Below are 14,701 nucleotides of genomic sequence, written 5' to 3' on the forward strand. Positions count from 1 at the left end.
CGAAATTCACCGCTCTCCGGACGGTCGCCTCGTGACGCGCCGTCTCATCGTCTTCCATCTCACCCCGACCGACTTCCTTCCGGAACCCGGTCGCCGCGTGGCCTGCGCGGCCAGCGCCGCCCGTGCCGCGGGCTCGTCACGCGCGAAGGCGATCAGCAGCCCGACGGCGAACATCGACGGCAGCAGGGCGGAGCCTCCGTAGGAGAACAGCGGGAGCGGGACCCCGGCGATCGGCAACAGGCCGAGCACCGCACCGATGTTGACCATGGTCTGGGCCATGATCCAGGTGGTCACACCTCCCGCGGCGTACCTCACGAAGGGGTCCTCCGTGCGTCCGGCCACGCGGATACCCGCATAGCCTAGAGCCGCGAACAGGGCGAGTACCGACAGCGTCCCCGCCAGTCCCAGTTCCTCCCCGGTGATGGCGAAGATGAAGTCGGTGTGCGGTTCAGGGAGTTCACCCCATTTTTCCATACTCGCGCCGAGCCCGGAACCGAAGAGTCCGCCGGAGGCCAGCGCGTAGATGCCGTGCACCGCCTGCCAGCACTGGTCACTGGGCCCCGGATCGGTCGCACCGAGGCAGGCGAGACGGGACATCCGGTTGGCGCTGGTCTTGATCAGCAGGGCGCCGATGACCGCCGCGACGCCCAGCACCCCGGCGAACAGCCGGGTCGGGGCGCCCGCCAGCCACAGCAGTCCGAAGAGGATCGCCGTGAGAATGATCGCGGTGCCCATGTCGCCGCCGAGCATGATCAGCCCGAGCAGCAGGAAGGCGACCGGGATCAGCGGCACCAGCAGGTGTTTCCACTGCACCAGCAGCTTCTTCTCCTGCTTCCGGGCGAGCAGATCGGCGCCCCACAGGACGAGCGCCAGCTTCCCGAACTCGCTCGGCTGCATCTGGAAGGCGCCGCCGAGGTTGATCCAGTTCTGGTTGCCGTTGACCGCGACGCCGATCCCCGGCACCTGCACCAGACACATCGCGAACACCGAGACCGCCAGCAGCGGATAGGCGCACGCGCGGTGCAGCCGCACCGGCAGCCGGGCGGCGAGGTAGAGCAGCACCCCGCCGATGGCGGCGGCCATCAGCTGTTTACGGAAGAAGAAGCTCGGCGCGAGACCGGACTGCAGCGCCTTGATCTGCGAGGCCGAGTAGACCATCACCAGACCGAGGACGATGAGCAGCATGCTGCCGCCGAGGATCAGGTAGTACGCCGTCAGCGGACGGTCCCACGCCCGCCGCAGACGGGTGTGGAACCGCCGCGGGGCGCTACCGGTCGGGCGGCCGCCGCGCGGTGTGCGCGGGGTCCGCGGCGCACTCACGGTGCGCCGCGGACGCGGTGGCGCCGCCTTCGCCGATCGGGCCGTCATCTCGTCCCCTCCACAGTGCGGGCCGCAGATCCTCGACGGGAGCGGGACGAGCGGCTACCGGCCAGATGCGCTCAGGTCGCGCACCGCGTCGGCGAAGGCGTCGCCGCGCTTGTTGTAGTTCGTGAACATGTCCATCGAGGCGCAGGCCGGGGCCAGGAGCACCGTGTCGCCGGACTCGGCGAGGGCGGCCGCCTCGCGGACCGCCGCGGACATCGCCCCAGTGTCGGTCCGGTCGAGGTCGACCACCGGGACATCGGGGGCGTGTCGCGCCAGAGCTTCGCTGATCAGCGCACGGTCGGCGCCGATCAGCACCGCTCCGCGCAGCCTCCCGGCGGCGCCGCGCACCAGCTCGTCGAAGGTGGCTCCCTTGGCGAGCCCCCCGGCGATCCAGACGATGTGTTCATACGACGCCAACGACGCCTCGGCCGCGTGGGTGTTGGTCGCCTTGGAGTCGTCGACGTACGCCACCCCGGCGACGTCCGCGATGTGCTGGATGCGGTGGGCGTCCGGGTGGAACGCCCGCAGCCCCTCGCGGACCGCCGCGGGCCGCACCCCGTACGCCCGGGCCAGCGCCGCCGCCGCGAGGGCGTTGGCGATGTTGTGCGGGGCAGGCGGCGTGACGTCGGTGACCTCGGCGAGTTCCTGGGCCTGCTTCTGGCGGTTCTCGACGAAGGCGCGGTCGACGAGGATGCCGTCGACGACGCCGAGCTGCGAGGGGCCGGGGGTGCCGAGGGTGAAGCCGATCGCCCGGCAGCCCTCCTCGACGTCGGCCTCGCGGACCAGGTCCTCGGTCGCCTTGTCGGCCACGTTGTAGACGCAGGCGACGGTGTTGCCCTCGTAGATCCGGCCCTTGTCGGCGGCGTACGCCTCCATCGAGCCGTGCCAGTCGAGGTGGTCGGGGGCGAGGTTGAGGACCGCGCCGGAGTGGGCCCGTACGGACGGGGCCCAGTGCAGCTGGTAGCTGGAGAGCTCCACGGCGAGGACGTCGTAGCGCTCGGTGTCCTGGTCGAGGACGAGGTCGATGATCGGGGTGCCGATGTTCCCGGCGACCGTGGTGCGCAGGCCCTCGGCCTCCAGGATCGCGGCGAGCATCCGCACGGTGGTGGTCTTGCCGTTGGTGCCGGTGACCGCCAGCCAGTCGGCGGCGTCCGGCCCGCGCAGCCGCCAGGCGATCTCGACGTCGCCGACGACGTCCACCCCGGCCTCGGCGGCCGCGGTGAACAGCGGGCTGTCCGGCTTCCAGCCGGGCGAGGTGACGACGAGGCCGGTGCCCTCGGGGAGGGTGGCGCCGTCGCCGAGGCGGACGGTCACCGAACCGTCGGCGGCCTCCCGGGCCGCCCACTCCGTCAGCTCCGCGGCGGCGGCCCGCTGCCGCTCGCCGTCGCCGCCGTCCACGACCGTGACATGGGCGCCGCGACCGGCCAGGGCGCGGGCGGCGCTGCTGCCGCTCACGCCCAGACCGGCGACGGTGATGTGCGCGCCTGCGAATTCGGCGGTCACTTGGCGGCCTGCCAGCCGCCGTAGAAGAGGCCCAGGCCGACGATCACGCACATGCCCTGGATGATCCAGAAGCGGACCACGACAAGGACTTCGGACCACCCCTTGAGTTCGAAGTGGTGCTGGAGTGGCGCCATCCGGAAGACCCGCTTGCCGGTCAGGCGGAACGAGCCGACCTGGATGACCACGGACATCGTGATGAGGACGAAGAGGCCGCCCAGGACCGCCAGCAGCAGCTCGGTGCGGGAGCAGATCGCGAGACCGGCGAGGGCGCCGCCGAGCGCCAGCGAACCGGTGTCCCCCATGAAGATCTTGGCGGGCGAGGTGTTCCACCACAGGAAGCCGAAGCAGGCACCCATCAGGGCGGAGGCGACGACCGCGAGGTCGAGCGGGTCACGCACCTCGTAGCAGCCGGGGCCCGCGGTGATCGCGTTGGCGCAGGACTCCTGGTGCTGCCAGATGCCGATGAAGGTGTACGCGCCGAAGACCATCACGGAGGCGCCGGTGGCCAGACCGTCGAGGCCGTCGGTGAGGTTCACGCCGTTGGACATCGCCAGGATCATGAACAGCGCCCAGATGACGAAGAGCACCGGGCCGATCTGCCAGCCGAAGTCCTGGGTGAAGGAGAGCCGGTCGGAGGCCGGGGTCGCGCCGCGCAGGTCGGCGAATTGCAGCGAGAGCACCGCGAAGGCGATACCGACGATCAGCTGACCGGCCATCTTCGCCTTGGCCCGCAGACCCAGCGACCGCTGCTTGACGATCTTGATGTAGTCGTCGAGGAAGCCGACCAGGCCCATGCCCGCGAAGAGGAAGAGGACCAGCACACCGGAGAAGGTCGGGTCGCTGGAGGTGATCACCTTCGTCAGGGCGTACGCGATGATCGTGGCCAGGATGAAGGAGATACCGCCCATGGTGGGCGTGCCCTTTTTGCTGCCGTGGGTACGGGGGCCGTCATCGCGGATGAACTGCCCGTAGCCCTTCTTGGCCAGCAGCTTGATCAGCAGCGGGGTACCGATCAGGGTCAGGAAGAGCCCGATCATTCCGGAGAAGAGGATCTGCTTCATGGAGTTCATCGGGTCGCGGACCCGCTCTCGGCGCCCTGTACGCCCTCGTCCAGCAATGCCGCCGCGACCCGTTCGAGCCCCACCGACCTGGACGCCTTCACCAGCACGACGTCCCCCGGACGCAGCTCGCTGCGCAACAGGTCGACCGCCGCCCGCGTGTCGGACACGTGCACCGACTCCTCACCCCACGAACCCTCGTTGTAAGCGCCCATCTGCAGCCAGGCGGCTTCCCTGCCACCGACCGCCACGAGCTTGCTGACGTTGAGTCGGACGGCCAGGCGTCCGACCGCGTCGTGTTCGGCGAGGGCGTCCTCGCCCAGCTCGGCCATCTCTCCGAGCACCGCCCACGTGCGCCCGCCCCGCTCCTTGCCGGCTTCGCCCATCGCGACCAGCGCTCGCAGCGCCGCTCGCACGGACTCGGGGTTCGCGTTGTAGGCGTCGTTGACGACCGTCACGCCGTCCGCGCGCTCGGTGACCTCCATCCGCCAGCGGGAGAGCGTGCCGGCTTCGGAGAGCGCGGTGGCGATCTCGTCCACGGACATGCCCGACTCGTGGGCGACGGCGGCCGCGGCGAGCGCGTTCGACACGTGGTGCTCACCGTACAGCCGCATGGTCACCTCGCTGCACCCGGAGGGTGTGTGGAGCGTGAAGGCGGGCTGTCCCAGGCCGGTCAGCCGGACGTTCTCGGCACGGATGTCGGCCTCCGGCGCCTCGCCGAAGAGGACCGTACGGGCCTCGGTGCGGTGCACCATCGCGCGGACGTAGGGGTCGTCGGCGTTGAGCACCGCGACACCGCCCTCCGCCGCGGTCGGCAGCGCCTCGACCAGTTCGCCCTTTGCCAGCGCAATCTGCTCGCGACCGCCGAACTCGCCGATGTGCGCGCTGCCGACGTTGAGGACCACCCCGATCCGCGGCGGGGTGAGCGCCGCGAGATAGCGGATGTGGCCGACGCCGCGGGCGCCCATCTCCAGGACGAGGTGACGGGTGCTCTCGTCGGCGCGGAGCGCGGTGAGCGGCAGCCCGATCTCGTTGTTGAGGTTGCCCTCCGGCCAGACCGTCGGGCCGTTGCGCCGCAGCAGCTGGGCGATCAGGTCCTTGGTGCTGGTCTTCCCGGCGGAGCCGGTGAGGGCGACGGCATTGGTGCCCAGACGGCCGACGACGGCGCGGGCGAGGGCGCCGAGCGCGGCGGTGACGTCGTCGACGACGATCGCCGGGACGCCGACCGGGCGGGCGGCGAGCACCGCGGTGGCGCCGTCGGCGACCGCACCGGCGGCGAAGTCGTGGCCGTCGGCCCGTTCACCGGCGAAGGCCACGAAGAGGCTGCCGGGGCGTACCGCACGGGAGTCCTGCACGACCGGGCCGGTGACCCGCAGCTGCAGGTCCGGTATGTCGTGCGGCTGCCCGCCGGTGATGCTCGCGATCTCGGCGAGGGTCAGGGAGATCACAGGTCACCCCCGGCGAGCGGCGGAAGATACCAGCGGAAAGGTTGTGCGCGCATGGCGGTGTGTCATCCCTGGTGGTTCGGCTGTTGCTCGGACTGCGAGGTCTCGATGGCCTCACGCAACACCTGACGGTCGTCGAAGGGGCGGACCACTCCGGCGATGTCCTGGCCCTGTTCGTGGCCCTTACCGGCGACGATCACGGTGTCGCCCGGTTCGGCGCGGGCGACGGCGGCGGCGATGGCCGCGCCGCGCTCTTCCTCGACGAGGACGGTGCCGCGCTCGTGGATCGGGACCTCGGCGGCGCCCGCGAGCATGGTGGCGAGGATCGCCAGCGGATCCTCGGAACGCGGGTTGTCGGAGGTCAGTACGGCGGTGTCGGCGAGGCGGGCCACCGCTGCGCCCATGGGGACGCGCTTGTGCGGGTCACGGTCGCCGCCGCAGCCGAGGACGGCGTGCAGCTTGCCGTCGGTGACCTTGCGCAGCGCCCGCAGAACCGATTCGACGGCGTCGGTCTTGTGCGCGTAGTCGACGACGGCGAGATACGGCTGACCGGCGTCGATGCGCTCCAGACGGCCGGGGACGCCGGGGACGGCCGCGACGCCGTCGGCGGCGGTCTGCGGGTCGAGCCCGGCGACGACCAGCGCGGTGATCGCGGCGAGCGCGTTGGCGACGTTGAACGGACCGGCGAGCGGCGAGGCGGCCCGCAGCTTCTCGCCGTTCGGGCCGTGCACGGTGAAGGTGGAGCCGAGCGCGCCGATCTCGACGTCGGCGGCGCGCCAGTCCGCGTCCGGGTGGCCCTCGGCGGAGAAGGTGGTCACCGGGACCTCGGAGAGGCCGCGGGCCAGCCGCTTGCCGTACTCGTCGTCGAGGTTGACGACACCGGCGCGGCTGCGGGCGCGGGTGAAGAGCCGGGCCTTGGCCTGGAAGTAGTCCTCCATGCCGGAGTGGAACTCCATGTGCTCCGGGCTGAGGTTGTTGAAGACGGCGACGTCGAAGACGCAGCCGTCGACCCGGCCGAGGACCAGCGCGTGGCTGGAGACCTCCATGGCGACGGAGCGGACGCCCCGCTCACGCATGACGGCGAAGAGCGCCTGGAGGTCGGTGGCCTCGGGGGTGGTCCGCTCGGACTTGATGCGCTCGTCGCCGATGCGGGTCTCGACGGTGCCGATCAGCCCGGTCAGCGCGCCCTTGCCGTCGGCGGCGGCCGCCGCCTTGAGCCCGCCCTCCCGTCGCCCGCCACCGCCCACACGGGACAGCGCTGCGCGCAGGCCGCCTTCCATCAGGTACGCCGTGGTGGTCTTGCCGGAGGTCCCGGTGATGCCGATCTGGAGGAGGTCCTCGCCCGGCGCGCCGTAGATGGAGACGGCCAGGGCGCCCATCCGGGCGCGCGGGTCCTCGGTGACCAGGACCGGCAGGCCCGTCCCGGCGGCGCGCTTCTCGCCCGTCGGGTCGGTCAGGATCGCCGCGGCGCCGAGGTCGGCGGCCTGGGCGACGAAGTCGGCGCCGTGCAGACGGGCCCCGGGCAGTGCCGCGTAGACGTCACCGGGGCGTACCGCCCGGGAGTCATGGGTGATGCCGGTGACCTGGACGTCTGCCGCGTCGGGAGCGGTGGTGCCCAGCTGCTCGGCGAGGACCGCCAGAGGGGTGGGACGGACCTCCTCGGGGCGGGGCGCTCCCGGGTACGTTCCGGAGGCGTCCTTCTGGGCGTTGGGGGACTGTTCAGCATGTGACACGGCGGTGAGCGTACCGGGCGCGGCGGCTCCGAGGCGAAGCGAGGGCTCCGGGCGGGGGCGGTGCGCCGGCTCGGGTGTTCCGTGGGGAGTGATGGTCGTCACGGCGATGTTGCCTCGATTTCAGTCGCCTGGCGTGAAGGTGACGGGCAGCCTCGGGGGCGTGCTGCCGCTGGGCGGGACCTGCAGGGTCTTGAGCGCGAACTTCATCACCTGCTGGTAGACGGGGCCGCAGACCTGGCCGCCGAAATAGCTGCCCTTGGTGGGGTTCTGGACCGCGCAGTAGACGGTGATGCGGGGGGTGTCGGCGGGGGCGAAACCGGCGAAGGAGGCGGTGTAGCCGTGGTAGCGGCCGGTCTTGGGATCCACCCGGTTGGACGTGCCGGTCTTGCCGCCCACGCGGTAGCCGTCGATCTTCGCGGCGGCGCCGGTGCCCTCGCGGTCGTCGACGACGGATTCCAGCATGGTGGCGAGCTGCCGGGCGGTCTTGGCGCTCACCACGCGGTTCTTCTCCGGGGCGGGCGACGGGCGGTAGTGGCCGTCGGGGCCGGTGGTGCCGCGTACGAGGGTCGGGGCGATGCGCTCGCCGCCGTTGGCGATGGTGGAGTAGACGGAGGCGGCCTGGACGGCGTTGAGGGAGAGGCCCTGGCCGAACGGGATCGTGTACTGCTGCGAGGTGTTCCAGTCCTGCGGCTTGGCCAGGATGCCGTCGGTCTCGCCGGGGAAGTTGAGCCCGGTGGGGCGGCCGATGCCGAACTTGTCGAGGTACGAGTGGAGCACCCGGTTGGCCTCGGGCTGGGTCTTCCCGAGCTGGCCGGTGGCGAGGATGGTGCCGATGTTGCTGGACTTGGCGAGGACGCCGTTGAGCGTCAGGTGCCAGGTGTCGTGGTCGACGTCGTCGGCGAAGAGCCGGTCGCCGCGGTGCAGCCGGTTGGGGACGGTGACGCGGGTCGCGGGGGTGGCGGCGCCCTCCTCCAGGACGGCGGCCATCGACATGAGCTTGCTGGTGGAGCCCGGTTCGTAGGCGTCGGTGAGGGCGGCGTTGCCGAGGGCGGCGGGGTCGGCCCGGTCGAGGTGGTTGGGGTCGAAGCCGGGGGCGTTGGCGAGGGCGAGGATCTGGCCGGTGCGGGTGTCCTGGACGACGACGTAGCCGCGGTCGGCCTTGGACTTGGTGACCTGCTCGGTGATGGCCTTCTGCGCCTCCCACTGGATGTCGCGGTCCAGGGTGAGACGGACGTCGGTGCCGGGGACGGCGGGGTGTTCCTGGGTATCGGCGGTGGGCACCCGGCGGCCGCCGGACTGGGCGTAGACGAGCTTGCCGTCCTTCCCGGCCAGCTCCTTGTTCAGCTGGGCCTCCAGCCCGCCGCCGCCCCGGCCCTCGCTGTTGACGAAGCCGAGGACCCCGGCGGCGAGGGCGTCGTTGGGGTAGACGCGCTTGCTGTGCCGGTCGGCGAAGATGCCGACGAGGACGTTGGGGGCGGGCGCCTTCTTCGGCGCGGCGGCCGCCTTCTTGTCCTGCTCCGCCCGCATGTCCTTGATCTTCTTCCAGACCTGCGGGGTCTGCTGCCGGGCGAGGACGACGTACCGGGAGGAGGGCTTGGAGAGCTTGGTGACGAGGGTGTCGCGGCTCTCGCCGAGGACCGGCGCGAGCAGCGCGGCGGCCCGCTCCGGGGCATCCGCGATCTTGGTCTTGTCGGGCGCCAGCAGGCTGGGGTCGGCGGTGATGTCGTACGCGTCGACGGTGGTGGCGAGGTCGGTGCCGGAGCGGTCGGTGATGGCGCCGCGCTCGGCGGCCAGGGTCACCGGGACGTAGCGGTTGACGTTGGCCTTGGCGGCGTACGCGGCGGCGTCGACGGCCTGCACCTGGAAGAGGCGGACCACGAAGACCAGCATCACCAGCGTCAGCGCGAGGGCGACCAGCCGCAGCCGGGGCCGCGGGCTGCCCAGCCGGAGCGCGGGCGCGGGCCGCGGGGCCGGGCGCCGCGGCGGCGTGGCCTTGGCGGGGCGGCGGGCGGCCGGGGGGCGGCCCGCGGCGGCGCGGCCGTTCTTCGGTGCGGGTCGGCCGCCCTTCGGCGTGGGACGGCCGCTCCTGGGTGCGGGGCGGCGGGCGCCGCCGCTCTGTGCAGGGCGCGGGACGCGGCGCCGGGGGTCCTTGGGCGCGGTCATGACACAGCCCTCCGGTGCGGGGCGCCGGTGCCCGTGGCCACCGGGGGCCGCGGGTCTCCTGCGCCGTACGGCTGGGGGGCCTGGTACGTCACCGGGGTCACCTGCCGGAGGTCGTCGGGGCGGGGGCGGTCGCGGCGGACGGCGGAGCGGTGCGGCCGTCCGGGGGCGGTGAGCCGGGCGGGGCGGTCGGCGCGGGGGCACCGGACGTACCGGGTGCGGGGGCGCCCGGGGAGGCCGTCGCGCCCGGGGGCGCGGTGGCGCCCGGGGAGGCGGCGGCGCCGAGCGCCCCGGGGAGCGACGGACCGGCCGGGGCGTGCAGCGGGTGCGGCTTCTCGGTCGCCTCGCTGGGCCTGCCGCGGACCGTGCCGTCCGGGGCGAGGAACGCCGGGTTGCCGCCCGGCACCATGCCCAGCTCCCGGGCGCGCCGTTCCAGGGCGCCCGGGGCGGAGACCGCGTCCACGGCCTGCTGGAGTTCTTGCTGGTCGTCGGTGAGTTCGTCGGTCCGCTTCTCCAGCCGGCTCAGCTCGAACGAGCCCTGGTTGAGCGCGGAGTTGAGCAGCAGCAGGGCGAGCAGCCCGGAGCCGAGGAGGACGACGACTAGCAGAACGAAGGGCGTTCGCGCGGCGGAACTGCTCCCGCCGGGGAACAGCGCCGCGAGACGGGAGGGCCCCTTCGGCGAACGCCCCCGGGGGGTCACGCGATGTCCTCACGGATGCGTTCGGCACCGCGCAGCCGGGCCGGGGCCGCCCGCCGGTTCTCGGCGACCTCTTCCTCCGTGGGGAGTTCGGCGCCCCGGGTGAGCAGCTTCAGCCGCGGCTGGAACTGCTCGGGGACGACGGGCAGGCCGGGCGGCGCGGTGTTGGCGGCACCGGCGGCGAAGACCTGCTTGACGATCCGGTCCTCCAGCGAGTGGTAGGCGAGGACCGCGATCCGGCCGCCGACCGCCAGCGCCTTCACCGCTGCGGGCACCGCCCGCTCCACGCTCGCCAGCTCGCCGTTGACCTCGATGCGCAGCGCCTGGAAGGTGCGCTTGGCGGGGTTGCCGCCGTGCCGCTTGGCGGCCTGCGGCAGCGCGTCACGGATCAGCTCGACCAGCCGGGCGCTGTTGTGGAACGGCTCCTTCGCCCGCTCGCGCACCACCGCCTCGACGATCCGCTTGGCCTGCTTCTCCTCCCCGTAGGAGCGCAGGATCCGCACCAGCTCCCCGGGGGCGTAGGTGTTGAGGACGTCGGCGGCGCTGATGCCGGTCGTCTGGTCCATCCGCATGTCCAGCGGCGCGTCCTGTGCGTACGCGAAGCCGCGGTCGGCCTCGTCGAGCTGCATGGAGGAGACGCCGAGGTCGAAGAGGACGCCCTGGACCCGGGGCACGCCGAGGCGGTCGAGGACCTCGGGGAGTTCGTCGTAGACGGCGTGCACCAAGGTGGCGCGGTCGCCGTACGGGGCGAGCCGTTCACCGGCCAGGCGGAGCGCGGACGGGTCGCGGTCGAGGGCGATGAGCCGGGCGGCGGGGAAGGTGGCGAGCAGCGCCTCGCTGTGGCCGCCGAGGCCGAGGGTGCAGTCGACGACGACGGCACCCGGCTCGGCGAGGGCGGGGGCGAGCATGTCCAGACAGCGCCGGAGCATGACGGGGACGTGGCGGGTGTTGCCGCTCATGCGCGGACCCCGCTTCGCCGGGCGGACCCGCAGCCGGGGCGGGCGCACCTCTTTCTGATTCGCTCGCTGCGCTCGCTCATAAGCCTTCCGATGGGTGAGCGGCAGGTGGGTCCCCGGCCGCTGGCGGGGTGCCGCACGTACCGCTTGGTCCCCGCCCGCTCTGAAGGGGAAGTGGCTCTCCGGCGACGGGAATTGGCGTCGGAAGGCCGCTGGAGCGGGAGGAGGCCGAACCGCACGTGTGGTGGACACGCGAGGGCTTCGGGGACCGAGGAGAGCGTCACGCCTCCCACTTCGCGCCACTTTAGTCCACCGCCATCCCCGGTCAATCAACCGGTTCCGCGCGTCCCGGAGCGGCTGTTCGGGCCCCCGCTCACCCGAACGGGGGCCCCGTAACGCTCCATGTGGATTACGTCACAAGGGGTGATGTCACCCGCTATGACCGCTCCCAGGTGCGGCCGGATCCGGCCGCCAGGGCTACGGTGAGGCCATGTCCATATCTGCCTCACAGTCGCCCTCCCCGGCCGCCGACGGCACCGCGCCCGCCGGGACCACCGTCACCGACCGCCTCGTCGCGGCGAACGCGGAGTACGCCGAAGCGTTCGGCGACCCCGGCATGGATGCCCGGCCGGTCCTGAAGGTCGCCGTCGTGGCCTGCATGGACGCCCGCCTCGACCTGCACGCGGCGCTCGGTCTGGAGCTGGGTGACTGCCACACCATCCGTAACGCGGGCGGTGTGGTCACCGACGACATCATCCGTTCCCTGACCATCAGCCAGCGCGCGCTGGGCACCCGTTCGGTGGTGCTCATCCACCACACCGACTGCGGTCTGCTGGGTCTCACCGAGGACTTCCGTCACGATCTGGCGGCCGAGGTGGGCCAGCGTCCCACCTGGGCGGTCGAGGCGTTCAAGGACCTCGACGAGGACGTCCGCCAGTCGATGGAGCGGGTGCGCACCTCGCCGTTCCTGCTGCACAAGGACGACGTCCGCGGCTTCGTCTTCGACGTCACCACCGGTCTGCTGCGGGAGATCTTCCCCCAGCGCTGACCTCGCGCCACCGCCGGGTGCGGGACATCTGTCCCGTGCCCGGCTTCGTGCTGCCCGCACACGGCCGGACCCGGCGTCACCCGCCGGGGCGAAACGCCGTCAGTTGTCCACAGGCCATGACGTGGAGTGCGCGCGGCGGTGAGAATGCGGGGGTGGCGTCGCCGCGGCCCCGGCCGGGTGCGACGCCGCATCCGGGGGCGGGCCGGGCCGTACGGAAGGCGCCGGTCCGGTGATGAGGAATCCTCTGTTCAGCGCGGGCACGGGGAAGGGCCGAGGAGGGCCGGTGACGACGTATGACGAGCGAGCGAGCCTCGTTGATGTGACCACCACTGCCGATCGGGTGCAGCGGTCGGTCGAAGGTGTCATCGAGGGCAAGCCGGAGGTCGTACGGCTGGCGCTCACGGTGCTGCTCGCCGAGGGGCACCTGCTCATCGAGGACGTGCCGGGCGTCGGCAAGACGATGCTGGCCAAGGCGCTGGCGCGGTCCCTGGACTGCTCGGTGCGGCGCATCCAGTTCACCCCGGACCTGCTGCCGTCCGACATCACCGGGGTCGGCGTCTTCGACCAGCAGAGCAAGGAGTTCGAGTTCAAGCCCGGCGCGATCTTCGCCCAGTTCGTGATCGGCGACGAGATCAACCGCGCCTCCCCCAAAACCCAGTCGGCGCTCCTGGAGTCCATGGAGGAGCGGCAGGTCACGATGGACGGGCGGACGTACGACCTGCCCAGCCCGTTCATGGTCGTCGCCACCCAGAACCCGGTCGAGATGGAGGGCACCTACCCGCTGCCCGAGGCGCAGCGGGACCGCTTCATGGCCCGGGTGTCCGTGGGCTATCCGAGCCCCGCGGCCGAGCTGCGGATGCTCGACGCGCACGGCGCCGCCTCGCCCCTGGAGGAGCTGCGCCCGGTGGCGCGCGCCCAGGAAGTGGACCGGCTGACCGCGGCGGTGCGCGCCGTCCATGTGGCCGAGGCGGTGCGCCGGTACGCCGTGGAGCTGGTGGCGGCCACCCGCGCCCATCCGGACCTGCGGCTGGGCGCCTCCCCGCGGGCGACGCTGCACCTGGTGCGCGCGGCGAAGGCGTCCGCGGCGCTCGCCGGGCGGGAGTACGTCCTGCCGGACGATGTGCAGGCGCTGGCCGTCCCGGTCCTGGCGCACCGGCTGCTGCCGACCTCCCAGGCACAGCTGAACCGCCGCGGCGCCGAGCAGATCGTGCTGGAGATCCTGCACCGCGTCCCGGTGCCGGACCCGGCGCGGCAGGCCCGGGCGGACGCCCCGGACCGCCGCCCGCCCGGCCTCCGGGAGCGGTGATGTCCGACGGGAGCGAGGGCGCCGGGCGGGGCGGGCTGCGGGTGACCTTCGCCGGGCTGACGACGCGCGGCCGGTCGTTCCTGGCCGCCGGGGTCGCCGCCGCGGTCTGCGCCTATCTGCTGGGCCAGGCGGATCTGCTGCGGGTGGGGCTGCTGCTGGCCGCGCTGCCGCTGGTCTGCGTCCTGGTGCTGCACCGCACCCGCCACCACGTCGCCGCGCACCGCACCCTCGCGCCCGCCCGGGTGCCGGTGGGCGCCGAGGCCCGGGTGCGGCTCTCGGTGGAGAACCTCTCCCGGCTGCCCACGAGCGTCCTGATGCTCCAGGACCGGGTCCCGTACGTGCTCGGGCCGCGGCCGCGGTTCGTGCTGGACCGCGTCGAGGCGGGCGGGCACCGGGAGGTGTCGTACCGCGTCCGGTCGGACCTGCGGGGGCGTTTCCCGCTCGGGCCGCTGGAGCTGCGGTGGGCGGACCCGTTCGGCATGTGCGAGCTGGCCTGCGCCTTCGGCGCCTCGGACACGCTGACGGCGGTGCCCCGTACGGAGCCGCTGCCGCCGGTGCGGATGGCCGGGGAGACGGCCGGGTTCGGCGACGGGCGGCGGCGTTCGGCGGCGCTGGCGGGCGAGGACGACGTCATCCCGCGCGGCTACCGCCACGGCGACGATCTGCGCCGCGTCCACTGGCGGTCCACGGCGCGCCACGGCGAGCTGATGGTGCGCCGGGAGGAGCAGCCGCGGCGGACGCGGTGCACGGTCCTGCTCGACACCCGGGAGGCGGCCCACCGCGGCACCGGCCCGGAGTCGGCGTTCGAATGGGCGGTGGCGGCCGCCGCGTCCACCGCGACGCATCTGCTGGAGCGCGGTCTCCCGGTACGGCTGCTGACGGACACCGGCACCTCGGTGCCCGGCCCGGAGGGCACCGCCGCCGGTCCGGGCGGCACGGACCCCGGTGAGGCGGCTGGGCTGCTGCTGGACGTCCTCGCCGTGGTGGAGCCGTCCGGGCAGCCGGACCTCTCGGCGGCGTACGAGGCGCTGCACGGCGAGGGGCTGCTGATCGGCTTCTTCGGGGAGCTGGACGAGGCGGCGATCGAGGCGGCGGCGCGGATGCGGCAGCGCAGTGCGGCAGCGGTCGCCTTCGTCCTGGACGGCGACGCCTGGGCCCAGCACTCCTGGCAGGCGCGATCCGGCGCCCGTCCGGGGCGGCTCGACGACCGGCTGCGGATGCTCCGCGAGGTGGGCTGGACGGCGCTGCCGGTGACACCGGGCGCCTCGCTGCCCACGCTGTGGCGGGCGGCCGACGGTGCGGGCGGCATACCCTCCGAGGGCCCCTGGGCGGGCGCGGCGGCCACGCCGTACGCCCCGGCGGACCCGGACGGCGCGGCAGCGGGGGCGGGGAGCGGCACATGAGGCGGGACGGGCGAGCGGGAGGGTGCG

Annotated in this window: 11 protein-coding genes; 3 read left to right on the forward strand and 8 right to left on the reverse strand. The window is 73.2% G+C overall.

The features are described 5' to 3' along the window. Window positions 1-6 precede the first annotated feature (6 nt). The 8 genes from ftsW to rsmH form a co-directional block, all read right to left on the reverse strand. Complete coding sequence (gene ftsW / locus IF23_RS0109125; protein WP_030281728.1) at window positions 7-1,368, reverse strand: putative lipid II flippase FtsW; 1,362 nt, start codon at window positions 1,366-1,368, stop codon at window positions 7-9. 54 nt (window positions 1,369-1,422) lie between these two features. After that, window positions 1,423-2,868, reverse strand: a complete 1,446-nt coding sequence (gene murD / locus IF23_RS0109130; RefSeq protein WP_030281731.1) for a UDP-N-acetylmuramoyl-L-alanine--D-glutamate ligase — start codon at window positions 2,866-2,868, stop codon at window positions 1,423-1,425. Continuing rightward, window positions 2,865-3,929, reverse strand: coding sequence for a phospho-N-acetylmuramoyl-pentapeptide-transferase (gene mraY, locus IF23_RS0109135; protein ID WP_030281734.1), 1,065 nt, complete (start codon window positions 3,927-3,929; stop codon window positions 2,865-2,867). The genes murD and mraY overlap by 4 nt, the downstream gene beginning before the upstream one ends. Window positions 3,930-3,934: 5 nt before the next feature. Beyond that, a complete protein-coding gene (locus tag IF23_RS0109140; RefSeq protein WP_030281735.1) occupies window positions 3,935-5,374 on the reverse strand; it encodes a UDP-N-acetylmuramoyl-tripeptide--D-alanyl-D-alanine ligase in 1,440 nt (479 codons plus the stop codon). A gap of 62 nt (window positions 5,375-5,436) precedes the next feature. Further along, window positions 5,437-7,206 carry a Mur ligase family protein gene (locus IF23_RS0109145; RefSeq protein ID WP_030281738.1) on the reverse strand — a complete coding sequence of 590 codons (1,770 nt, stop codon included), beginning with the start codon at window positions 7,204-7,206 and terminating at the stop codon, window positions 5,437-5,439. 18 nt (window positions 7,207-7,224) lie between these two features. Further along, window positions 7,225-9,267: a peptidoglycan D,D-transpeptidase FtsI family protein gene (locus IF23_RS0109150; RefSeq protein ID WP_030281739.1), complete on the reverse strand. Its 2,043-nt coding sequence runs from the start codon at window positions 9,265-9,267 to the stop codon at window positions 7,225-7,227. A 97-nt stretch (window positions 9,268-9,364) separates the two neighbouring features. Then, entirely contained in the window at window positions 9,365-9,964 is a 600-nt protein-coding gene (gene ftsL / locus IF23_RS0109155; protein ID WP_030281741.1) for a cell division protein FtsL, read from the reverse strand. After that, window positions 9,961-10,920 carry a 16S rRNA (cytosine(1402)-N(4))-methyltransferase RsmH gene (rsmH, locus tag IF23_RS0109160; RefSeq protein WP_030281743.1) on the reverse strand — a complete coding sequence of 320 codons (960 nt, stop codon included), beginning with the start codon at window positions 10,918-10,920 and terminating at the stop codon, window positions 9,961-9,963. The genes ftsL and rsmH overlap by 4 nt, the downstream gene beginning before the upstream one ends. Window positions 10,921-11,407: 487 nt before the next feature. Between rsmH and IF23_RS0109165 the strand changes: the two genes are divergently transcribed. The 3 genes from IF23_RS0109165 (at window position 11,408) to IF23_RS0109175 (ending at window position 14,674) form a co-directional block, all read left to right on the forward strand. Continuing rightward, window positions 11,408-11,965 carry a beta-class carbonic anhydrase gene (locus IF23_RS0109165; protein ID WP_030281745.1) on the forward strand — a complete coding sequence of 186 codons (558 nt, stop codon included), beginning with the start codon at window positions 11,408-11,410 and terminating at the stop codon, window positions 11,963-11,965. A 283-nt stretch (window positions 11,966-12,248) separates the two neighbouring features. After that, window positions 12,249-13,271: an AAA family ATPase gene (locus IF23_RS0109170; protein WP_030281746.1), complete on the forward strand. Its 1,023-nt coding sequence runs from the start codon at window positions 12,249-12,251 to the stop codon at window positions 13,269-13,271. Beyond that, complete coding sequence (locus IF23_RS0109175) at window positions 13,271-14,674, forward strand: DUF58 domain-containing protein (protein ID WP_051739442.1); 1,404 nt, start codon at window positions 13,271-13,273, stop codon at window positions 14,672-14,674. Before IF23_RS0109170 ends, IF23_RS0109175 begins: the two co-directional genes overlap by 1 nt. The last annotated feature ends 27 nt before the right edge of the window (window positions 14,675-14,701 follow it).

The organism is Streptomyces catenulae (assembly GCF_000718015.1).
In the GTDB taxonomy this organism is placed as follows: domain Bacteria; phylum Actinomycetota; class Actinomycetes; order Streptomycetales; family Streptomycetaceae; genus Streptomyces; species Streptomyces catenulae.

What these genes read in the sequence shown, in the direction of transcription:
- ftsW (WP_030281728.1), bottom strand. Translation starts at nt 1,368, where the DNA reads ATGACGGCCCGATCGGCGAAGGCGGCGCCACCGCGTCCGCGGCGCACC.
- mraY (WP_030281734.1), bottom strand. Translation starts at nt 3,929, where the DNA reads ATGAAGCAGATCCTCTTCTCCGGAATGATCGGGCTCTTCCTGACCCTG.
- IF23_RS0109150 (WP_030281739.1), bottom strand. Translation starts at nt 9,267, where the DNA reads ATGACCGCGCCCAAGGACCCCCGGCGCCGCGTCCCGCGCCCTGCACAG.
- rsmH (WP_030281743.1), bottom strand. Translation starts at nt 10,920, where the DNA reads ATGAGCGGCAACACCCGCCACGTCCCCGTCATGCTCCGGCGCTGTCTG.
- IF23_RS0109165 (WP_030281745.1), top strand. Translation starts at nt 11,408, where the DNA reads ATGTCCATATCTGCCTCACAGTCGCCCTCCCCGGCCGCCGACGGCACC.
- IF23_RS0109175 (WP_051739442.1), top strand. Translation starts at nt 13,271, where the DNA reads ATGTCCGACGGGAGCGAGGGCGCCGGGCGGGGCGGGCTGCGGGTGACC.